The following is a 20,339-nucleotide window of genomic DNA, read 5'->3' as shown; positions in this document are numbered from 1 at the left end:
AATCAGCCCTCGCGCAGGATGAGGGCCAGCCGGGTCGTCCGTTCCGGGGCGAGGGTCTCGCGCACTCCCGCCTCCAGCGCACCGTCGGTGGCGTCCACCACCGACACGTGCCGGGTGGCCCTGGTCAGCGCCGTGTAGACCTGCGGGCGCGACACCGGGACCCGCGGCGGGAACACCGTGACCACCGCGGGCCAGCACCCGCCGTGCGCGGCCGCCACGCCCACCGCCCAGCCCGGGCGCAGCGCGGCCGGGTCGTGCACGGTCACCCGGCTGCCCCCGGTCAGCTCGACCACCGCCCCCTCGGAGACCGCACGCAGGTAGCCGGTGTCGCCCGGACCGTATCCGGGGCCCTCGGCGGCCAGGACCACCCGGTCGCCCACGTCGAACCCGCCGTGCGCCCCCGGGCCCGGGTTCAGCCTCTCCTTGCAGGCGGCGTTGAGCGCCCGCGCGCCCGCCGGACCGTCCTCGCGGGCGGCCACCACCTGGACCTGGTCGGCGTCGATACCCAGGGCCCTGGGGATGGAGTCGGTGACCAACTGCACCACGCGGTGGGCGGCCTCCTCCGCGGAGGAGGCCGGCACCCGCACCACCTCACGGTCGGGCGCTTCCACCTCGGGCCACCCGCCACCGGCGGCTGCGCGGGCGAGCACGGTCAGGGGGGAGGGCTCGGCCTCGTCGGCGACCGCGGCCACGTGGGCGGTGCGCGAGGCGGCCACGTCCGCCACCACCCGGCCCGGGGTGGCGGAGGGGGCCTGGTCCGGGTCGGCCAGCAGCACCAGGTGGGCGTCGTCGGTACAGGTCGCCACCAGGTCGGCGGTCCGGGCCACACCCAGCGACATCGACTCGTGCAGCACCACCAGTCCCGCGGGGGCCGGTTCCGCGGCCAGCAGCTCGGCCAGGGACACCGCGCGGACCGGGGCCGGTTCCTCGCCCGGATCCCCCTCGCCCGCCTGTCCGGACTCCGGATCCTCACCACCGGTGACCCGGGCCAGGTCGGCGTTGACGGCGGCGGCGGTCTGGGCGGTGGGGGCGACCACGGCGATCCCCACCCGGCTCTCCCGCGCGATCGCGGCCAGGCACACCAGGGTTCGGGCGGTCTCGTCCCGGTCGCCGGGACCGTGGTGCACCACGGTCACCGGACGCAGGGTGGCGGTGAGCAGGGCCTCCCGGGTGGTGTCGGAGATCTCGAAGCCGCCCCGGGAGGTGGCGGCCTCCAGGGTTTCGGCGGCGGTCACCGGGTCCATGATCGGTTCGCTGCCGCCGATGAGCCGGAGCAGCTCCTCACCCAGCCGCTGCTCGGCGCGGCCGACCTCGGGGGAGGCGTAGAAGCGTTCGGGGTCGGGCAGGTCGGGCACCTCGGGGACCCCGCCCTCCTCGAAGTCGAAGTCGTCGTCGGGCTCGTCGGTGCTCTCGAACAGGGCCGCCTCCTCGGCGGCCACCGCGGCCTCCAGCGCCGCCCGCGGGTCGGCGACCCCGAGCTGGCCGACCACCGCGGCCAGACGTTTCTCCTCGATCGCGGTGTGTCCGCGGCGCGCAGCTGTGCGCAGGGTGTGCCCGACCAGGGCACCCAGCCGGCGGGGGTCGTCGGGGCGGGCGGCCTCGCCGAGGTGTCTGCGCGCGCAGTAGTCGGCCTGTTCGACGGTCACGGCGGGCAGGCGCAGCAGCAGCCAGGGGTTGGCGTCCAGTTCGGCGGCGGGTTGCGGGCCCAGCGCGGCCGCCAGGCGCGGCGCCAGGGCGCTCGGGGCGCCCATCCGGCCAAGGACGGCACTGACCTTCTCAACAGCCTCGGACACCGGTTCCCCTCGTCAGGTGGTTCGTGGACTCGGGGGGAGCCTATCGACTCGCGGGGACACCCGCGCCCGTTGTCCACAGGTGCGCCCGCCCGTCGGCTGCGGCGCTATCCGGTGCCGCGCCGTCCGCTCCCGGGCCGGATACCGGAACGCCCCTCGGCACCTCCCGACGACGGCCCGCCCCCGGTCACCCGGATCACGGCGGCGCAGGGGTCGGTGCCGGGTGAGGACTCCTGGATCGTGGTGGCGGCCCGCGCGGCGGCGGCCCGGAACAGGTCCCGGGTCTCGGGTGCCAGGCCGTCCAGGACACGTTCCTCGGCTTGCTCGACCAGTGCGTTCACCCGGGCCAGGACCGCACGGCCGTGGTCGGTGGCGCACACCCGGCGCACCCGGCGGTCGTCCGGGTCGGGCCGGCGCCGGACCAGGTCGGCCGCCGCCAGGTCGTCGAGCAGGTAGGTCATCACGCTGCGGTCGATGAGCAGCTGTTCGGCCAGGGCCGCCTGGGTGGGGGCCTCGCCCCGGGAGAGCGCGGCGAGCACGTGGTAGCCGCGGCCGCCGTGCGGCAGCTCCGCCAGGGCCGTCTCCGTGCGCTCGTGCCAGTTGCGCAGCACCACGGCCAGGGACCAGCCCAGGTCGCCTACCCCGGCGGTTCCGTTCCGGTCCGGCGTGGTGGGTGTCATGGTCCGAGATTACCAGGAATAGGTGTTCGAGAAGATAAGTTGTGTCAACCATCATTTGCCCGACAAACGACCTCGTGTCTTCTGAGGAGAACCCGCCATGCCCGACTACGGCCGCTCCCTGGAGTTCGGCACCTTCGTCACGCCGAGAGCCCAGGACCCCGACGCGGTGGTCGGGCTCGCCGAACTCACCGAGGCGGCCGGGCTGGACCTGGTCACATTCCAGGACCACCCCTACAACCCCGACCTCCTCGACACCTGGACCCTGCTGAGCTGGGTCGCCGCCCGGACCGAACGCCTCCGCGTCTCCGGCAACGTGCTCAACCTGCCCCTGCGTCCGCCTGCGGTCCTGGCCCGTGCGGCCGCCAGCCTCGACCGTCTCTCCGGGGGCCGCTTCGAACTCGGCCTCGGCGCCGGGGGCTTCCAGGAGGCCGTGCACGCCATGGGCGGCGGCCACCGCACGCCCGGGGAGGCCGTCGACGCGCTCTCAGAGGCCGTCGACCTCATCCGCGCCACCTGGGACACCGACGCCCGGGGCGGGGTGCGAACCCGGGGGGAGCACTACTCCGCCCACGGCATGCGGCGCGGCCCCGAACCCGCCCACGAGATCGGTATCTGGCTGGGTGCGTACAAACCGCGCATGCTGCGCCTGGTCGGAGCCAAGGCCGACGGCTGGCTGCCCAGTCTCGGCTACCTGCGGGTCGAGGACCTGCCGGAGTCCAACCGGATCATCGACGAGTCCGCGGTACGGGCCGGACGCGACCCGCGCCAGGTCCGCCGCCTGCTCAACCTCAGCGGCGCGGCACTGCTCCCCACCGGCCGCGGCTTCCTCCGCGGCCCCGCCGAACAGTGGGTCCGGGACCTGCTGCCACTGGCCCTGGAGAACGGGATCAGCACCTTCGTCCTGGGCACGGACGACCCGCGCACCATCCAGGCGTTCGGTCGGGAGGTGGCCCCCGCCCTGCGGGAGGCGGTGGAGGGCGAACGCGCCTCGGTCGGAACCCCGACCGGCCCCGTCCGCCCGTCCGCGACCCTGGCCGCCCGCCGATCCGGCATCGACTACGACGCCCTCCCCGCGGCCCTGCGCGACACCGCGGTCGAACCCGGTGACAGGGGCTACACCGGGGTCCGGCACGGCTACATGCAGCGGGGCAGGCCCGGCCTGGTCCTGCGGCCCGCGGACCCCGGGCAGGTCGCCCAGGCCCTGGCCTACGCCCGCGAACAGGACGTGCCGCTCAACGTGCGCAGCGGCGGACACGGCATCAGCGGCCGGTCCACCAACGACGGCGGCGTCGTCGTCGACCTCGGCCGGATGAATCGGATCGAGGTCCTGGACGCCGGGTCCGGCCGTGTCCGACTGGGCGCGGGTGCTCGCTGGGGCGACGTCGCCGCCACCCTCCACCGGCACGGCCTGGCGATCAGCTCGGGCGACCACGGAGGAGTGGGGGTCGGCGGGATCGCCACCACCGGGGGCCTGGGCTACATGTCCCGAGCCCACGGACTGACCATCGACCGACTCACCGCCGCCGAACTGGTCACCGCCGACGGCCGGGTGCTGCGGGTGGACGCCGAACACCACCCCGAGCTCTTCTGGGCGGTGCGCGGCGCGGGTGCCAACTTCGGCGTGCTCACCTCGGTGGAGGCCGTCGCCTCCCCCGTCCGAGACGTCGTCCTCGGCCAGTTCGTCTACGACGCCGCCGACACCGAGGAGTTCCTCCGGATCTGGGGCGCGACCGCCGAAGCCGCCCCGCGCGAGGTCACCGCGTTCCTGACCATGGGGCCGGGCCACGGCGGGCAGGGGCCCGCGGCCCAGGCGATGGTCGTCCACGCCGGAGACGACACCGACGCCGCCGTCCGGGCCCTGGAACCCTTCCTCCGGGTCGGACCGGTCCTGGACCAGCGCGCCCAGGTCGCCCCCTACCCGGCCGTCCTGGTCGGCCACCAGGGGCCGCACGCCGGAGGCGCGACCCCGGTCTCCCGTTCGGCACTGCTGGAGCACATCACCCCACAGGCCGCCCGGGCCATGGCGCGGACGCTCGGCACGGGTGACGCGTACTTCATGCAGTTGCGCCAGGTCGGCGGCGCGGTCAACGACGTCGTGCCGGACGCCACCGCCTACGCCCACCGGCCGGCCAACTTCTCCCTGGCCGCGATGGGGAGCCGCGCCGACCTCCTGGACCGCCGCTGGGCGGAGCTGGGAGAGGCCGCCCGGGGGCTCTACCTGAGCTTCGACACGCGCACCGGGCCGGAGGTCCTGGCGCAGGCCTTCCCCGAACCCGCACTGGGGCGGCTGCGTGAGCTCAAGGCCGAGTACGATCCGGACCACGTCTTCGACCAGAACTTCCCGATCGCCCCCGCGCCCGCCCGCTAGCCGCCCGCGGTCGCGTCGTCCAGGGCGTCCCGGATCTTCGGGGGGAGCTCCACGGCCTCGACCGAGAGGATCTCCTCCAACTGGGAGAGCGTGCGCGGCCCCACCACGGCCGCGGCCACCCCCTCCTGGTCGCGTGCCCAGCTCAGCGCGACCGCCAGCGGGGACACGCCCAGCCCCTCCGCGGCGGTGCACACCGACTCCACGACCCGGCGGCTGCGGTCGTCCAGGTAGGGCTCCACGTAGGGCGCCATGTGGGGGAAGGCCGCGCGGGAGTCCGCAGGGACGCCCCCGCGGTACTTGGCGCTGAGCACACCGCGCCCCAGCGGCGACCACGCGATCACGTGCGCGTCGTTGGCCGCCGCGGCGGGCAGCAGCGCGTGGTCGGCCCCCCTGTTGAGCAGCGAGTACTCGCTTCCGACGCTCACCAGGGGCACCCGTCCGGCCTGGGCCCGCTGCCAGGTCGCCAACGTGGCGAACTGCCAGGCCTCCAGGTTCCCGGTCCCCACGTAGCGGGCCTTGCCCGAGGCCACGGCCGACTCCATCGCGGTGAGGGTCTCCTCCGGCGGGGTGTGCCGGTCGAACACGTGCAGCTGCCACAGGTCCACGTAGTCCGTCTGCAGCCGGCGCAGCGACGCGTCCAGGGCTCCCAGGAGGTGGCGCCGGGAGCCGTCCACCCGCCGGTAGCCCTCGGGGGTGTGCCCGCTCTTGGTGGCCACCACCACGTCCTCGCGGCGTACCGCGCCCCGGAGCAGGCGGCCCAGGATCCGCTCGCTCTGCCCGCCCGTGTAGATGTCCGCCGTGTCCACGAGCGTCCCGCCCGCGTCGACGAACGCGGTGAGCTGCTGCTCGGCCTCCTCCTCGGAGGTGTCCTTTCCCCAGGTCATCGTGCCGAGAGCGGTCCGAGAGACCCAGAGCCCTGATCTGCCCACCTGTCGCTGTTCCATGCGGCGGAGAGTACCGTGTCCACCCGGAACAGGCCCCGGGGACGCCGTGCCCGCGTACCGTCGTCGCAGCTCGGGCCGCCGCCGACCCCCTCGTGGCACGGCCCGACCGCGCTCTCGGAGCGCCGGTTCGTGCTCCGCGCCCCCGGACGCGGACCCGTCAGGAAAGTCCGTACCGGGTGTCCGTCTTCGGGGGACCCGGCCCCCTAGGCTGTCCGCATGGCGACACCTGCTGACACCAAGGACACCCCGCCCGCGTCCGGGGCGGTGACCCTCCTGCTCGTCCGGCACGGCATGACCGACGCCACCGGACCCCGGCTGGCCGGCCGCGCGTCCGGCGTGCACCTCAACGACAACGGGCGCTCCCAGGCCGAGCGCCTGGCCGACAGGCTCGGCGGCCTCGCCCCCGCCGCGCTCGTCTCGAGCCCGCTCGAACGCTGTCAGGAGACCGCCGAGACGCTCTCCGGACGGCTCGGCGCCCCCGTCACCACCGACGAGCGCTTCGTGGAGTGCGACTACGGCAGCTGGACCGGCCGCTCCCTCACCGACCTCGCGGCCGAACCCCTGTGGCGGGTCGTCCAGGACCACCCGAGCGCCGCCCGCTTTCCCGGCGGGGAGGCCCTGGCCGCGGCCTCGGCCAGGGCGGTGGAGGCGGTACGGGACTGGAACGGCCTGCTGCTCCAGCGGGCCGGTGCCGACGCGCCCCCGCCCGTGTACGTGGTGTGCAGCCACGGCGACGTGATCAAGGCGATCGTCGCCGACGCCCTGGGCATGCACCTGGACCTGTTCCAGCGCCTGCGCGTGGACCCCTGTTCGGTCACCTCCATCACCTACACGGCCACCCGCCCCTTCCTCAACAAGCTCAACGACACCGGGGAGCCGCTGGCCGGGACCCTTCCCACGACCGCGGAGACCACGGGTGACGCGGCCGTCGGCGGAGGCGCGGGCCAGAACCCCCGAACCGGTTAGGGCGAGCGCGCATCGGTCGTGCCCCGGCGGGGGGAACGCGCGCGAGCTCGCCGACCGGATCCCGACGGGGCGCCCGTTCCCGCACCTCGAGGTGGCGGAGTCCGCCTGACACCGGGCGTTGGCGTGGGCGGATCGCACCGTGTCACCCTCATCCCGTAAGGTGCTTGGTATGCCCGTCTTTCAGTTCAATCCGCCGGAACGGTTCGTCGCCGGGACCGTGGGTCAGCCTGGGGACCGCACCTTCTTCCTCCAGGCCGTCGGCGAGGGCCGCATCACCAGCGCCGTCCTGGAGAAGGCCCAGGTGGAGGCCCTGGCCACCCGTATCGAGGAGTTGCTGGAAGAGGTGCACCGCCGGTTCGGGACGCCGCCGGACGACGCGGCCCCGCCCGAGGACGACGGCCCGCTGGAACAACCCATCGAACAGGACTTCCGGGTCGGCACGCTGGCCCTGGCCTGGGACGCCGAGGCGGCCCGCGTCATCATCGAGGCCCAGGAGATCGACGAGACCGCCTCCGAGGAGATGCTGGAGGACGACGAGGAGGAGCTGGAGGTCTTCGCCGAGGAGGCACCCGCCCACCGCGACGTCCTGCGCGTCTACCTCACCCCAGGGGAGGCGCGCGCCTTCGCCGGACGGGCCCTGAAGGTCGTGTCCGCCGGACGCCCCGACTGCCCGCTGTGCGGTCGCCCCCTCGATCCGAACGGCCACGTCTGCGCGCGGCAGAACGGCTACCGCCCGGACCGTCTCGTCTGACGGCCGTGGACGACGACACCACCGGCACCCGGCCGGGCGCGGCCGCCGCGGCCCCCGACGTCCAGGACGCCTTCGGCGGGCTCACCCCCGCTGAGGGGCTCGACCTGCTGCGCCGGGGTGAGATCACCGTCGAGGGCCGTCTGACCGCGGCCTCCAACGCCACCCTGTACTGCACGGTCTCGGACGGCAGCCGTTCGGCCGTGTGCGTGTACAAACCGGTGGCGGGGGAGCGGCCGCTGTGGGACTTCCCCGACGGCACCCTGGCCGGTCGGGAGGTGTCGGCCTACGCCGTCTCCGAGGCGCTGGGCTGGTCGGTGGTCCCGCCCACCGTCCACCGGGACGGGCCCTACGGCGAGGGCATGGTCCAGCTGTGGGTGCACGGCGACACCACCGTCGACCTCGTCGCGCTCTCCCGGGAGGACGACCACCCCGGGCTGCGGCGGATGGCGGTCCTGGACGCGGTCATCAACAACTCCGACCGCAAGATCGGCCACCTGCTGCCCACCCCCGGGAGACACCTGTACGGCTGCGACCACGGGGTGTCCTTCGCGGAGGACTACAAGCTGCGCACCGTTCTGTGGCAGTGGCGGGGCCAACCGCTCACCGAGGAGGCGCTGGCCGCCCTGACCGAGGTGCGGAACCGTCTGCGGAACCCGGACGACCCCCTCACGGCCGAACTCGCCGGACACCTCACCGGGCCCGAGGTGCACGCGGTCCGCGCCCGGGTGGACCTGCTCATCCACCACCGCATCCACCCCTATCCGGCCCCGGACTGGCCGTCGGTCCCCTGGCCGCCGGTGTGAGCGCACACGTGCGGGCGGTCCCGGTGTGAGGAGCGTCAACCCCGTCGTGCGTGACTACCGGGGGGTAGGAATGGCGCCGGTGTCTCCGGTACCTGCACAATGGTGCACGTGAGCAATGAGTGGAACTACCTTTTCGACATGGATGGCGTGCTCGTACGCGAAGAGCACCTGATCCCGGGCGCGGACGCGCTCATCGCGGAACTCCGCGAGCAGCGGACCCCCTTCATGGTGTTGACGAACAACTCCATCTACACCCCCCGCGACCTGCGTGCACGGCTGCTCAACACGGGACTGGACATCCCCGAGGAGGCCATCTGGACCTCCGCCCTGGCCACGGCCCAGTTCCTCCAGACCCAGCGTCCCGGCGGGTCGGCCTACGTGGTGGGCGAGTCGGGTCTGACCACGGCCCTGCACAACGTGGGTTACGTGATGACCGAGCGCGACCCGGACTACGTGGTGCTGGGGGAGACCCGCACCTACAGCTTCGAGGCCATCACCCGCGCGATCCGGCTCGTCCGCAACGGGGCCCGCTTCATCGCCACCAACCCCGACCAGACCGGGCCCAGTGCCGAGGGGCCGCTGCCCGCGACCGGTGCCGTCGCCGCGCTGATCGAGAAGGCCACCGGCCGTCGGCCCTACTTCGTGGGCAAGCCGAATCCGCTCATGATGCGGTCGGCGCTGCGCCGGATCGGAGCGCACTCGGAGAACACCCTGATGGTCGGCGACCGGATGGACACCGACGTGCTCAGCGGGCTGGAGGCCGGCCTGCAGACGGTGCTGGTGCTCTCGGGGATCTCCGACAGGGACACCGCCGACCAGTTCCCCTACCGGCCCACCCGGGTGATCGAGTCGGTGAAGGAACTCGTGGGCGTCACCCGGAACCCCTTCGGCGCCGAGGACTGACCGGGGCCCGTCGCGCCCCGGGCACGGCGACGGGGGCGGTGGATCATGTCCACCGCCCCCGTGCTGTCGTCGCTCGGGCCGTTGCCGTCAGGCGCTCTGCCGCTGCTTGGCGATCTCCTCGACCTTCGCCGCTTCCTCGCGGCGACGGGCGCGGAGCAGGGCCAGGCGTTCGGCGAGGACCTCCTCCAGGTCCTCCATGCTGCGGCGTTCCAGCAGCATGTCCCAGTGGGTACGGACCGGTTTGGTGTTCTTGGGCTCCTCGCCGCTGCCGTCCCGGCGCAGCGCTCGGTCGCCGCAGAAACGGCATTCCCATTCCGCGGGGATCTCGGCCTCGGTCGCGAAGGTGACCGAGAAGCGGTGACCCCGTGTGCAGTCGTAGGTGACTTCCTGCCGGGGAGCCAGGTCGGTGTTGCGGTCGTTCTCGTAGCTCGTCGCCCCGAGCCGTGTGCCGCGAAGTGCTCGCTCGGCCATCGTGTGGGTGCCTCCAGGCGCTTGTGCGGTCTCGCGGGGTGTAACGCGTCGGTCCACGTCAAGATTCCCCGCTGACCTGAGGTCGAACCACTCCGGCGGACTCGGGAGCAGCGCACGCCGCCGGGGCCTGCGCCACCGAGCCCTCCGGCGCTTGTGACCTGCACCACTCTAGGGGGTGGGTTTCTCGGGTTCCGGATCCCGTCGGGAGCGCTGCCGTGTCCGGCCCCGTTCGTGCACCCCTGCTCACACGACCCGCCTCCCGGACACGGCCGCGCCGGCGGAGGAGCCTCCCGGGCGCGTACGTGGGCGCGGGCCGCCCGAAGTCGGACCGATCGATTTCCGGGGACGTGGATTTCCCGGGTGTCACCGCAGTTCAAGATATGTATACGAGAGATCGGGGCAGGGTTTTCGCGTGTCCTCGGGGTCGGGTCCGCGATGTGGTGATTCCTGCGGGAACCCCCTGTGCCGCCGGAGTCCCGGACCGGCCCCCGGATTGCATTACCTTGTTCTTTTTCTGACATAGGCGACAGACGAACTTGATGGTATGTTGACTCGCTGTGTGCAGAAAAAGATAGGTTGGGGTTAATTCGTCCACCTATTCAGCACGCCTTCGCACGTTGATTACCGGCACCCGTTCGGTGTGCCCTCCAATGTGTACGAAGAGTGACGACGTGGCCGGACGTGGAGCACCATGACTGACAAATCCCCCCGATCCCGCGGAGCGCTGCCACCGAGGCCGACCGCCCAACGGTGGCTTCTCGTCCTGGTCCCGGTGCTGCCGGCCTGGGGCTGGGCCCTGTGGACCGCCCACCCGGAAGGGCTGGTGCCGGTCCTGGTCACCGGAGGCGTCGCCCTCCTGCTGCTCCTGGCCCTGGCCCTCCTCCTCGCGCGCCGGGACCACCGGATCGCCGAACTCCGGGCACGGGTCGAAGAGGTACGGGCCGAAACCGAGGCCCTCGCCGGGGAACACCTGCCCCGCCTGGTCGAACGGCTGCGTACCGGCGACTCCGCCGACACCGCCCTGCACCGGATGTCCGCCGTGTCGGACCCCTCGAACGCCGCCGTCCTACGGGCCGTCGCCACCGGCATCTCCACCGCCGAACGCCGCCGCTCCGCCGCCATGGCCGCCTGCGCCACCGCCGCGGGCCGGGTCCAGGCACTGACCACCACGATGCTCGCCGACCTGCGCCAGATGCAGGAACGCCACGGCGACGGCAGCGCCGGGGCCGACGTCCTCGGCGACCTCATGCACCTGGACCACACCACGGCCCAGACCGGGCGGGTCGCCGACAGCATCGCCATCCTCACCGGAGCGCGTTCGGGGCGCAGGTGGGGGCGGGCCATCCCGATGGAGAGCATCCTGCGCGGCGCCATGGGCCGCATCGGCGCCTACCAGCGGGTCCGCACGCACAGCGTCTCCGACCTCGCGGTCGCCGGGTTCGCCGCGGAGGGGGTCATCCACGCGCTGGCCGAGCTCCTCGACAACGCGGCCAAGTTCTCCCCGCCCACCGCCGAGGTCCACGTCCACGTGGAGGAGGTCCAGGCCGGGGTGGCGATCATGGTCGAGGACGGCGGCCTCGTCATGGGAGAGGAGGCGCTGCGCCGGGCCCGCCAGGCGGTGGAGGGCGGACTCGACATCTCCGCCATCTCCGGTTCACGCCTGGGCCTGTCGGTCGTCGGACAGATCGCCCACCGCTACGGCCTCGACGTCTCCTTCCGCTCCTCCTCACGCGGCGGCACGGCCGTGATCCTGCTCCTGCCCCAGCGGCTCATCAAACCGCTGCCCGCCCCCACGGCGCCCCAGCCGGTCGTCGCCTCCGAACCCTCCCCCCGAAAGACGGCGGCAGCTCCCGCCGACTCCGCTCCGGCACCCAGGGCGGAGAACGGCCTGCCGCAGCGCCGCCGGGGCCGGACCCTCGCCGCCGCGGAGCGCAGACAACCCGCCCCCGAAAAACCCAGTCCCCCCGCCTCGGCGAAGGATTTCGGCGCGTTCCGATCCGCGGTGCGCGGCCAGGGGCCGACTGACTCACCGAAGGACACCTGATGGACCTCAACAAGCTGACCTGGCTGCTCGAAGGCCTCCTGGAACACACACCGGGCACCCGACACGCGCTCGTGCTCTCCCGGGACGGACTCAAGCTCTGCCACAGCTCGGGCCTGAGCACCGACAGCGCCGACCACCTCGCCGCCATCGCGGCCGGAGTGCAGAGCCTCGCGCACAGCGCCTCGGTGGAGTTCGGTGACGGCAGGGGCGGCGTACGCCAGGCGATGGCCGAGTTCTACGGCGGCCTGCTCTTCATCGTCGAGGCCGGCCACGGCACCCACCTCGCCGTCGTCACCAGCGACGAAGCGGAACCGGGGCTGGTCGGCCACAACATGAACGAGCTGGTCGAGCAGATGGGCGAGCACCTGACCACACCGCCCCGGGCCGGGGCCGAGACGGTATGAGCTCACACCGCGGGGAGAGCCCCGACCGGCTCTACGTCATCACCTCGGGGCGCAGCAGCGGGGCCGACGACTCCCTGGACGCGGTGACGCTCATCGTCGCCGAGTGCCTCCCGACCCAGGGCATGCAGTCCGAGCACGCCGAGATCCTGCGCCTGTGCGTCAGCCCCATGGCCGTGGTCGAGGTCGCCGCCCACCTGCGCCTGCCCGTGACGGTCGTGCGCATCCTGCTCACCGACCTGATCGACACCGGCCGGGTGACCGCGCGCCACCCGGCCCCCGCGCCCTCACCGGCGCACCCGCTCGCCTCACCGGACGTGTTGGAGAAGGTGCTCGTTGCACTCCACAACCTCTGAACCAGCCCCTGAACCCGGCACCCCGCCCGACGGGTCGGCCTCCCCGCTCGCCGACAGCACGGAACAGGCCCTGAAGATCGCCGTCGTCGGCGGATTCGGGGTCGGCAAGACCACCCTGGTCCGCTCGGTCAGCGAGATCCGTCCGCTGACCACGGAGGAGACCATGACCCGGGCGGGGGACGGGGTCGACGACCTCAGCGGGGTGGAGGGCAAGCGCACCACCACCGTCGCCTTCGACTTCGGCCGCATCACCCTGGACGCCACCTCGGTCCTCTACCTCTTCGGCGCCCCTGGACAGGAGCGCTTCTGGTTCCTGTGGGACCGGCTCTTCACCGGGGCCCTGGGCGCGGTCGTGCTCGTCGACACCCGCCGCCTGGAGGACTCCTTCTACGCCATCGACCGCCTGGAGGCGCAGGGCACCCCGTTCATCGTCGCGCACAACGACTTCGGCGACACCGAACACACCCTGGACGAGGTGCGCTCCGCCCTCGACCTGGACCCCGCCGTCCCGCTCGTGCGGTGCGACGCCAGGGAACGGGAATCGGCCAAGCAGGTACTCATCGCGCTCGTACACCACGTGTGTTCCCTGATCACGAGGAGAGCCGGATGAGCGGTTGCCCCGTCCAGTTGCACGGCCCCCGGTTCCAGACCGACCCCGGCGGGCTGTACGAGCAGATGCGCACCGAGCACGGCCCGGTCGTCCCGGTCACCATGGAGGGGGACGTGCCCGCCTGGCTGGTCATCGGCTACCGGGAACTGCACCACGTGCTGAACAGCCCCAGCGTGTACGCGCGGAGCTCCCGGCGCTGGAACGCCTGGGACCTGGTCCCCGAGGACTGGCCGCTGCTGCCGATGGTGATGCAGCTGCCCACGGTGCTCCACTCGGAGGGGGACGAACACCGCCGCCGTGCCGGCGCGGTCAGCGACGCCCTGTCCGGGACCGACCTGCACGAGCTGCGCGCCACCACCGTGCGCATGGCGGACCGGCTCATCGACTCCTTCTGCGGGTCCACCGGCACGGACCTGCGCACCTCCTACACCGCGAGGCTCCCCGCCCTGGTCCTGAGCTGGATGTACGGGTTGGACGCGGTGCGCGGCGACCACCTCGCCGACAACATGAACAAGATGATCGACGGCGGCGCCGACGCCATGGCCGCCCAACAGGCCCTGATGGCCGCCATGGGCGAACTCGTCGCCGAACGCCGTGCCGCACCCGGGCCCGACGTGGTCTCCCGGCTGCTCGCCCACCCCGCCGGGTACACCGACGAGGAGGCGGTACCCGAGCTGATCGTCCTGCTGGGCGGCGGAAACCAGCCGACCGCCGAGTGGCTGGGCAACGCGCTGCGGCTGATGTTCACCGACGACCGTTTCGGCGCCTCCATCGCGGGGGCCCGCAACAGCGTGCAGGAGGCCCTCAACGAGGTCCTCTGGGAGGACACCCCCACCCAGATCCACGCGGGGCGCTTCGCCGTGCACGACGTGGAGCTCGGCGGTCAGCTCATCCGCCAGGGCGACCTGGTGCTCCTCGGACTCTCCGGAGCCAACCGGGACCCGCTGGTGCGCTCCGGCGCCGACCGGGTCGGCGACCGCGGCAGCCAGGCCCACCTGTCCTTCTCGCACGGGCCCCACCAGTGCCCCTACCCGGCGCGGGAGATCGCCGAGATCATCGCCGTCACCGGCGTCGAGGTCCTCGTCGACAGGCTTCCCGACATCGAACTGGACCTGCCCCAGACCGAACTCCGCTGGCGTCCCTCCCCCTGGGTGAGAGGGGTCGCCTCCCTGCCCGTCACGTTCACCCCGACCGAGCCGATCGGGGCCCCGTGACCCCCGCTCCGTACAGAGTTCCCCGCACCAGCCCCCGAGGAGTGCACTGATGTCCTGCCCCGTTCAGCACGGTTCCGGTGGAACCGTCACCCTGGACCCCTACGTCAGGGACCTGCGAGCCGAACGCGAGACCCTGCACGCTGCAGGCCCCCTCACCCGGGTCGAACTGCCCGGTGGCGTGCGGGCCTGGGCCGTCACCCACCACGAGGCCGCCCGCGCCACCCTCAACGACCCCCGCCTGGTCAAGGACATCGCCCACTGGGACGACTACCAGCAGGGGCGCATCCCCGAGGCCTGGCCCCTGATGAGCACGATCCCGCCCACCCCCACCAACCTCCTGGGCACCGACGGCGCCGAGCACAAGCGTCTGCGCCTGCTCACCGCCAAGGCCTTCTCCGCGCGCAGCGTGGAGCGGTTGCGCCCGCGCATCCACAGCCTGACCACCGATCTGCTCGACGCCCTGGAGGGCAGGGCGCACGAGCCGCTCGACCTCAAGGGGGAGTTCGCCTTCAAACTCCCGATGAGCGTGATCGGCGAGCTCTACGGGGTGGACGCCGCCGAACACGGCTACCTGCGCGACATGTACGTGAAGTTCTTCAGCGCGGTCACCAGCCCGCAGGAGTTCATGGAGACCTACGCGACCCTGGAGCGCTACTACGAGGACATGATCGCCCGGAAGCGGGCCGAGCCGGGGGAGGACCTGACCACCGAGCTCCTCAACGCCGGCGAGGACGGGGACGCCCTCACCGACCTGGAGGTGCGCGGCACCCTGCAGGTCGTCGTGGCGGCCGGTCACGAGACCACCGTCAACCTGCTGTGCAACGCGGTGCGCGCGCTGCTGGCCCACCCGGAGCAGTTCGAGCTGGTCAAGCAGGGCGAGGTGGGCTGGGACACCGTGGTCGAGGAGACCCTGCGCTTCGACCCGCCCACCTCCAACATGGTCTTCCGCTTCGCCACCGAGGACGTCGAGGTCGGCGGGGAGACCATCCGCAAGGGTGAGGCGCTGATGACCTCCTACGGTGCGATCAGCCGCGACCGCGGTGAACACGGCGAGGAGCCCCACCCGGACACCTTCGACCTGACCCGTAAGCAGGGACGCCACATCTCCTTCGGCTACGGACCGCACGTGTGCCCGGGCTCCCACCTGGCCCGTATGGAGGGCCAGATCGCCCTGCCCCTGCTGTTCGAGCGCTTCCCCGACCTGAAGCTGGCCGTCCCGGACGGCGAGCTGGAGAACCACCCCTCCATCGTGGTCAACAGCCTCAAGGAACTGCCGGTCCTCCTGCGCCCGTAGCTCCCCTCCTGCCCCAGGTCCCCACCCCCAGACCATGGACGAGGTGCCCGATGACCACGGAACCGATCCGGTTGAACGACCCGCGGTTCAACGCCGACCCCGGCGGTGCCTACCGGTTGATGCGTGCCGAGCACGGCCCGGTGGTCCCCGTCCTGATGGACGGTGACCTCCCCGCCTGGCTGGTCATCGGGTACCGGGAGCTCCACCACGTGCTCGCCACCCCCGCGGTGTTCGCGCGGGACCCGCGCCGGTGGAACTCCTGGGACCGGGTGCCCGAGGACTGGTCGATGCTGCCCGTGGTCATGCCGCTCCCGAACATGCTCTCGGCTGAGGGGGAGGACCACCGGCTCCGCGCCCAGGCGGTCAACGCGGCGCTGACCGCCGCCGACCCCCACGAGCTCCGCACGGTCACCGCCCGGCTGGCGGACCGTCTCGTCGACGGCTTCTGCGCCTCCAGCGGGGCGGAGCTGCGGGGCCGGTACGCCAGCCGGATCCCCGCCCTGGTCCTGTGCTGGATGTTCGGCCTGGACGACGAGCGCGGCGAACAACTCACCGCCGTCATGTCGACCGTGTTCGACGCGGGCCCCGACGTCATGCGGGCCTACGCGGACATGGCCGCCCGGGTCGGCGAGCTGGTCGCCCTGCGCCGCGCCCGGCCCGGACCCGACGTGGTCTCCCGGTTGATGGCCGACCCCCGCGGCTACACCGACGAGGAACTCGTCCCCGAACTCCTGGCCATCCTGGGCGGCGGCCACCAGACCACCACCGAGTGGATCGGGAACGCGCTGCGGCTGATGTTCACCGACGACCGCTTCTCCGCCTCCCTGTCCGGCGCCCGCAGCAGCGTGCGGGAGGCCCTCAACGAGGTCCTGTGGGCGGACTCGCCCTCCCAGATGCAGGCGGGCCGGTACGCCGCCCACGACGTCGAACTCGGCGGCCAGCGCATCCGTACGGGCGACATGGTCCTGCTCGGGTACGCGGCCGCCAACCAGGACCCCGCCCTGACCCGGTCGCGGGCCGGGGGAGAACACGCCAACCGCGCCCACCTGTCCTTCTCCCACGGCGAGCACGGCTGCCCCTACGCCGCGCGGGAGATCGCCGAGACCATCGCCGTCACCGCCATCGAGGTCCTGCTCGACCGCCTCCCCGACGTCGAGCTGGCGGTGGGCCCCGACGAGCTCCGGTGGCGCCCCTCCCCCTGGGTCCGCGGCGTCGTCTCCCTCCCCGTCACCTTCACCCCCGCAATCCCTCAAGGAGTCCACTGATGCCCTGCCCCGTGCAGCACAACGCCGACGGCATCCCGATCCTGCACGCGGTCCCGGAGGACGTCCAGGCCGACCGTGAACGCCTCTACCAGGAGGGGCCGCTCACCCGGGTCGAGCTGCCCGGCGGTGTGCGGGCCTGGGCCACCACCCACCACGAGGCCAGCCGCCTGACCCTCAACGACCCCCGGCTGGTCAAGAGCGTCGACCACTGGGCCGACTTCCAGGACGGCACGGTCACCGCGGAGTGGCCGCTCATGGCGACCATCCCCACCGACAACACCAACATGCTGGCCCTGGACGGCGACGCGCACCGCCGTCTGCGCACACTCACCGCCAGCCCGTTCTCCGCCCGCCGGGTGGAGCGGCTGCGCCCGCGGATCGAGCGGCTGACCGCCAGGTACCTGGACACCCTGGAGGAGGGGGCCCACGAGCCCCAGGACCTGAAGTCCGGGTTCACCTTCAAGGTGCCGATGGGGGTCATCGGCGAGCTCTACGGGATCGGGGAGGACGAGTACGTCCACCTCGGCGAGATGTACGCCAAGCTGTTCTCGGGTACCACCGAGCCGGGTGAGCACATCGAGATCTACGGTGCGCTGTTCCAGTTCTTCACCGACGTGGTCGCCCGCAAGAAGGCGAACCTGGACGAGTGCGACGACTTCACCGCCGACCTGCTCCGGACGGGGGTGGAGAGCGAGGACGGCCTCAGTGACACGGAGGTCGTCGTCACCCTGCTGACGGTGGTCGCGGCCGGCCACGAGACCACCGTCAACCTGCTCACCAACGCGGTCCGGGCCCTGCTCAACCACCCCGAGCAGCGCGAGCTGCTGAAGAGGGGCGAGGTGAGCTGGGAGGACGTGATCGAGGAGACCCTGCGCTTCGACCCGCCCAACAACGTCATGATGTTCCGCTTCGCCACCGAGGACGTCGAGGTGGCCGGGCAGACCATCAGGAAGGGTGAGGCGCTGCTGACGCACTACGGCGCCGCCACCCGCGACCGCGCCGAGTTCGGCGACGACGTGCACGTCTTCGACCCGAAGCGGAGCAGGGGCCGCCACATCAGCTTCGGCTACGGCCCGCACATCTGCCCGGGCGCCCCGCTCTCGCGCCTGGAGTCGCGGATCATCCTGCCGATGCTGTTCGAGCGCTTCCCGGACCTGGAGCTCGCCGTTCCGGACGAGTCCCTGGAGGTCGTGGCGGCGCTCTCGACCAACAGCCTCAAGGAGTTCCCGGTCGTCCTGCGCCCCCGGGGGTAGCACGGGGTTCGCCGCCGGGCCCTTTCCGGGAGGGCCCGGCGGCGCTGTTCCCGGAGTTCAGGTCATGTGGGGACAGAGGGAATTCAGGAAACCCCCAAAAAAGGTTGAAAGCGGACTATTATCACTAATTCACCCTAAACTCGGCAGTCCGAATGTCGTTCCGAGAGGACGTCAGGACATGCCGAAGTCGGTCGTGACCGCCGCCGCCATCCTGGTCCTTCTCCTGACCGGATGCGACCTGGGCGGAGTCCGCGAGCTCGTTCCGTCCGCAGACGAACGGGAGGTCTCCGAACCCGGCGACCAGGGGCAGGAGACCCCCGTCCCCGGGGCGGAGGAGCCGGTCGGCGACCCGGAGCGGACCTCCGGACCCGAGCGGACCTCCGAGCCCGAGCCGGGGGAGCCCCCGCCCGATCCCGGTTCCGAACCCGCCCCCGATCCCGGTTCCGAACCCGCCCCCGATCCCGGTTCCGAACCCGCCCCCGCTCCCGCTTCCGAACCCGAACCCGGTGCCGGGACCGGGGAGCCGACGGAACCCGAGGGGACGGCCGCGCCGGAGGAGTCAGAGGAGGCCGGGGAGGCCGGCGAGGAGATCCCGGACGAGGCGGCCGAGTACATGGCCGCCCTCGCCGCGAGCGACGACCCCGAGCGGATGCGCGAGGGGCTGACCCTGACCGCGGAGGACTCCACCGCCCACACCTACCTGCGCCACCACGTCCAGCTCTTCAGCGCCTGGGACTCGGCCGGCGATCCCCGACCGAGCGCCACCCTGGAACCCTCCGAGGAGGGCTTCGAGCTGTGCCGCCCGGAGACCGGGGGGCCGGTGTGCGTCGTCTTCGACCGGTTCACCACGGAGGACGGCCTGATCACCGGTTTCCTCATCGACGGCCAGGACCCCGGCAAACGCCTGGTCTCCGGCAGCGGTGTCGCCGCCAGCTCGGAGGGGGTCGACGTCCACCTGCTGACCGCCTACCAGAGCGTCACCGACGACGCCCTGGTCGTCACCGCCGAGTTCACCACGGTGGACAACGTCGCCCTGGACCTGTTCGGCGCCACCTACACCGCCCCGGACGGCCACGAGTACCGGGCCGAGGAGGCCGTGGGGGAGTACGAGCTGGACGCGGGGACCGCCACCCAGACCGCCCTGTTCTTCAGCGGACCGGAGGTGGGCGGAGACCTGACCGTGACCGGCTGCCTGGACGAGTGCTTCGCCACCGTCGACCTGGAGTTCCCCGTCGGGTGAACAGCCGCGTGGCCGGGGGCCTCTCCTGAGCCCGGTCAGAACCATCGGATGAGAAGTCCGGCGCCCGGGTGCCGTCACGTGTCGCTACGGACCGTTCTGTCCCGCACCATCCGAATCAGGATGCCGTCCTGTGCCGCGTCGTGCCGCCCGGTGTTGTCCCGGTCCAAAACTGTGGAGCACAAACGGAGCACACACAGGCCGACGGTGGCGTCCGATGGCACCTCGTGAGGTTCTCGCCGTTCGGCGGTGGATTGGTTTTACGGTCAGGGTATCGTCGTGCCTTGGCTGTTCCTCAAGGCGTGGCCAGCCGTGGATCTGGGTGTTGCTGGCGGTCAGAGGCTTGTCCGCGCATGGGAGGTCCTTCGTTCCCTTCGGTGAAGAGCATCTTTTGCACCTCCCAAAGTCCCGGGTTGCCTGGCCGGGGCGGCGTGCTGAGAGGGTCCTTGCGTGTTCGACTTCGGGATCGAGGGATATCAACCGCGGTGGCTGAACGGCTGCTCCGCGGTTATGGCTGCCCATGGTCGTCGGTTGCGAGCACTCATCGGTCGACCACTGACCGGGGTGTGGCTGGTTTGGAATCGTCAGGACGGCGAATGGTTCTCCGACTGCCCGGTCCTGCTTGACTTCGATGGAGAACAGCTCGAGATCAACCACGCCAAGCTCGATGATCTTTCGCTGACCTGGAACACGATCGATCCCCGCAGACCGGTCCTGTGGACAGGGTTTGACCTGAAGTGGTGCCGTGGAAAGCGCCCTGAGGTGGGCATTCTTCACCAGCAGACCTTGCGGGATGTTGAACTCCTGGAACGGACCGGCACGGACATGGATGAGGGAACAGTCGCTGTCTGCTTCCGGTTCATGAGTGGGCAGATGGTTGTTCTGAACGCCCTCGATGAGAACGGGATGGCTTTCGAGCCACCTGATTCGTACTACCGGTGTCACGGGCTGCGCTGATCTGTGGATACCAGTGGCCGGGGCCTTGAGAG

The 20,339-nt window shown here is 72.0% G+C and carries 19 protein-coding genes; 15 read left to right on the top strand and 4 right to left on the bottom strand.

Going from position 1 to position 20,339, the window contains the following annotated elements; translation table 11 throughout:
• Positions 1–2: 2 nt before the first annotated feature.
• Together IE195_RS12845 and IE195_RS12840 are read right to left on the bottom strand one after the other, a co-directional pair.
• The gene (locus IE195_RS12845; protein WP_191271031.1) at positions 3–1,793 is read right to left on the bottom strand and encodes an ATP-dependent DNA helicase; all 1,791 of its coding nucleotides are present in this window, start codon (positions 1,791–1,793) and stop codon (positions 3–5) included.
• 104 nt (positions 1,794–1,897) lie between these two features.
• Positions 1,898–2,470: a MarR family transcriptional regulator gene (locus IE195_RS12840; RefSeq protein WP_191271029.1), complete on the bottom strand. Its 573-nt coding sequence runs from the start codon at positions 2,468–2,470 to the stop codon at positions 1,898–1,900.
• Between the two features lie 97 nt (positions 2,471–2,567).
• Here IE195_RS12840 and IE195_RS12835 point away from each other — a divergent pair, with 97 nt between their 5' ends.
• Positions 2,568–4,838 carry an LLM class flavin-dependent oxidoreductase gene (locus tag IE195_RS12835; protein ID WP_191271028.1) on the top strand — a complete coding sequence of 757 codons (2,271 nt, stop codon included), beginning with the start codon at positions 2,568–2,570 and terminating at the stop codon, positions 4,836–4,838.
• Here IE195_RS12835 and IE195_RS12830 read toward each other — a convergent pair.
• On the bottom strand, positions 4,835–5,782 hold the full coding sequence (locus IE195_RS12830) for an aldo/keto reductase (RefSeq protein WP_191271027.1): 948 nt from the start codon (positions 5,780–5,782) through the stop codon (positions 4,835–4,837). The two genes, IE195_RS12835 and IE195_RS12830, sit on opposite strands and share 4 nt — an antisense overlap.
• 216 nt (positions 5,783–5,998) lie before the next feature.
• Between IE195_RS12830 and IE195_RS12825 the strand changes: the two genes are divergently transcribed.
• The 4 genes from IE195_RS12825 to IE195_RS12810 all read left to right on the top strand — a co-directional run bounded on the left by IE195_RS12825 (position 5,999) and on the right by IE195_RS12810 (position 9,205).
• A complete protein-coding gene (locus tag IE195_RS12825; protein ID WP_191271026.1) occupies positions 5,999–6,748 on the top strand; it encodes an MSMEG_4193 family putative phosphomutase in 750 nt (249 codons plus the stop codon).
• Positions 6,749–6,917: 169 nt separating this feature from the next.
• The gene (locus tag IE195_RS12820; RefSeq protein ID WP_191271025.1) at positions 6,918–7,499 is read left to right on the top strand and encodes a DUF3090 domain-containing protein; all 582 of its coding nucleotides are present in this window, start codon (positions 6,918–6,920) and stop codon (positions 7,497–7,499) included.
• 5 nt (positions 7,500–7,504) lie between these two features.
• Positions 7,505–8,302, top strand: coding sequence for an SCO1664 family protein (locus IE195_RS12815; protein ID WP_191271024.1), 798 nt, complete (start codon positions 7,505–7,507; stop codon positions 8,300–8,302).
• Between the two features lie 99 nt (positions 8,303–8,401).
• The gene (locus IE195_RS12810) at positions 8,402–9,205 is read left to right on the top strand and encodes an HAD-IIA family hydrolase (protein WP_191271022.1); all 804 of its coding nucleotides are present in this window, start codon (positions 8,402–8,404) and stop codon (positions 9,203–9,205) included.
• Positions 9,206–9,292: 87 nt separating this feature from the next.
• Here IE195_RS12810 and IE195_RS12805 read toward each other — a convergent pair whose 3' ends face one another.
• Positions 9,293–9,676, bottom strand: coding sequence for an RNA polymerase-binding protein RbpA (locus IE195_RS12805; protein ID WP_191271020.1), 384 nt, complete (start codon positions 9,674–9,676; stop codon positions 9,293–9,295).
• Between the two features lie 691 nt (positions 9,677–10,367).
• On the opposite strand from IE195_RS12805, the gene IE195_RS12800 reads away from it, so the two are divergent.
• The 10 genes from IE195_RS12800 (at position 10,368) to IE195_RS12755 (ending at position 20,307) form a co-directional block, all read left to right on the top strand.
• Entirely contained in the window at positions 10,368–11,720 is a 1,353-nt protein-coding gene (locus IE195_RS12800) for an ATP-binding protein (protein WP_191271018.1), read from the top strand.
• Positions 11,720–12,124 carry a roadblock/LC7 domain-containing protein gene (locus tag IE195_RS12795; RefSeq protein ID WP_191271016.1) on the top strand — a complete coding sequence of 135 codons (405 nt, stop codon included), beginning with the start codon at positions 11,720–11,722 and terminating at the stop codon, positions 12,122–12,124. The genes IE195_RS12800 and IE195_RS12795 overlap by 1 nt, the downstream gene beginning before the upstream one ends.
• A complete protein-coding gene (locus tag IE195_RS12790) occupies positions 12,121–12,477 on the top strand; it encodes a DUF742 domain-containing protein (protein ID WP_191271014.1) in 357 nt (118 codons plus the stop codon). The genes IE195_RS12795 and IE195_RS12790 overlap by 4 nt, the downstream gene beginning before the upstream one ends.
• Positions 12,458–13,087, top strand: coding sequence for a GTP-binding protein (locus tag IE195_RS12785; protein ID WP_191271012.1), 630 nt, complete (start codon positions 12,458–12,460; stop codon positions 13,085–13,087). Before IE195_RS12790 ends, IE195_RS12785 begins: the two co-directional genes overlap by 20 nt.
• A complete protein-coding gene (locus tag IE195_RS12780) occupies positions 13,084–14,301 on the top strand; it encodes a cytochrome P450 (protein ID WP_191271010.1) in 1,218 nt (405 codons plus the stop codon). The genes IE195_RS12785 and IE195_RS12780 overlap by 4 nt, the downstream gene beginning before the upstream one ends.
• Before the next feature lie 49 nt (positions 14,302–14,350).
• Positions 14,351–15,595, top strand: a complete 1,245-nt coding sequence (locus tag IE195_RS12775) for a cytochrome P450 family protein (protein WP_191271008.1) — start codon at positions 14,351–14,353, stop codon at positions 15,593–15,595.
• A gap of 50 nt (positions 15,596–15,645) precedes the next feature.
• Positions 15,646–16,860 carry a cytochrome P450 gene (locus IE195_RS12770; RefSeq protein ID WP_191271006.1) on the top strand — a complete coding sequence of 405 codons (1,215 nt, stop codon included), beginning with the start codon at positions 15,646–15,648 and terminating at the stop codon, positions 16,858–16,860.
• Complete coding sequence (locus IE195_RS12765) at positions 16,860–18,113, top strand: cytochrome P450 family protein (protein ID WP_191271003.1); 1,254 nt, start codon at positions 16,860–16,862, stop codon at positions 18,111–18,113. The genes IE195_RS12770 and IE195_RS12765 overlap by 1 nt, the downstream gene beginning before the upstream one ends.
• Before the next feature lie 178 nt (positions 18,114–18,291).
• Positions 18,292–19,353 (top strand): hypothetical protein, encoded by a 1,062-nt coding sequence (locus IE195_RS12760; RefSeq protein ID WP_191271001.1) that lies wholly within the window; start codon positions 18,292–18,294, stop codon positions 19,351–19,353.
• Between the two features lie 447 nt (positions 19,354–19,800).
• Entirely contained in the window at positions 19,801–20,307 is a 507-nt protein-coding gene (locus IE195_RS12755; RefSeq protein ID WP_191270998.1) for a hypothetical protein, read from the top strand.
• The last annotated feature ends 32 nt before the right edge of the window (positions 20,308–20,339 follow it).

Origin of the sequence: Nocardiopsis terrae (assembly GCF_014651695.1) — a bacterium.
GTDB classification, from domain to species: Bacteria; Actinomycetota; Actinomycetes; order Streptosporangiales; family Streptosporangiaceae; genus Nocardiopsis; species Nocardiopsis terrae.
This window is presented reverse-complemented; position numbering and strand designations above follow the sequence as displayed.

Bases quoted from the DNA above. Each gene is read 5' to 3' on its own strand.
- IE195_RS12840 (WP_191271029.1), bottom strand. From the start codon at position 2,470: ATGACACCCACCACGCCGGACCGGAACGGAACCGCCGGGGTAGGCGAC.
- IE195_RS12835 (WP_191271028.1), top strand. From the start codon at position 2,568: ATGCCCGACTACGGCCGCTCCCTGGAGTTCGGCACCTTCGTCACGCCG.
- IE195_RS12830 (WP_191271027.1), bottom strand. From the start codon at position 5,782: ATGGAACAGCGACAGGTGGGCAGATCAGGGCTCTGGGTCTCTCGGACC.
- IE195_RS12825 (WP_191271026.1), top strand. From the start codon at position 5,999: ATGGCGACACCTGCTGACACCAAGGACACCCCGCCCGCGTCCGGGGCG.
- IE195_RS12820 (WP_191271025.1), top strand. From the start codon at position 6,918: ATGCCCGTCTTTCAGTTCAATCCGCCGGAACGGTTCGTCGCCGGGACC.
- IE195_RS12810 (WP_191271022.1), top strand. From the start codon at position 8,402: ATGGTGCACGTGAGCAATGAGTGGAACTACCTTTTCGACATGGATGGC.
- IE195_RS12805 (WP_191271020.1), bottom strand. From the start codon at position 9,676: ATGGCCGAGCGAGCACTTCGCGGCACACGGCTCGGGGCGACGAGCTAC.
- IE195_RS12800 (WP_191271018.1), top strand. From the start codon at position 10,368: ATGACTGACAAATCCCCCCGATCCCGCGGAGCGCTGCCACCGAGGCCG.
- IE195_RS12795 (WP_191271016.1), top strand. From the start codon at position 11,720: ATGGACCTCAACAAGCTGACCTGGCTGCTCGAAGGCCTCCTGGAACAC.
- IE195_RS12790 (WP_191271014.1), top strand. From the start codon at position 12,121: ATGAGCTCACACCGCGGGGAGAGCCCCGACCGGCTCTACGTCATCACC.
- IE195_RS12780 (WP_191271010.1), top strand. From the start codon at position 13,084: ATGAGCGGTTGCCCCGTCCAGTTGCACGGCCCCCGGTTCCAGACCGAC.
- IE195_RS12775 (WP_191271008.1), top strand. From the start codon at position 14,351: ATGTCCTGCCCCGTTCAGCACGGTTCCGGTGGAACCGTCACCCTGGAC.
- IE195_RS12770 (WP_191271006.1), top strand. From the start codon at position 15,646: ATGACCACGGAACCGATCCGGTTGAACGACCCGCGGTTCAACGCCGAC.
- IE195_RS12765 (WP_191271003.1), top strand. From the start codon at position 16,860: ATGCCCTGCCCCGTGCAGCACAACGCCGACGGCATCCCGATCCTGCAC.
- IE195_RS12760 (WP_191271001.1), top strand. From the start codon at position 18,292: ATGCCGAAGTCGGTCGTGACCGCCGCCGCCATCCTGGTCCTTCTCCTG.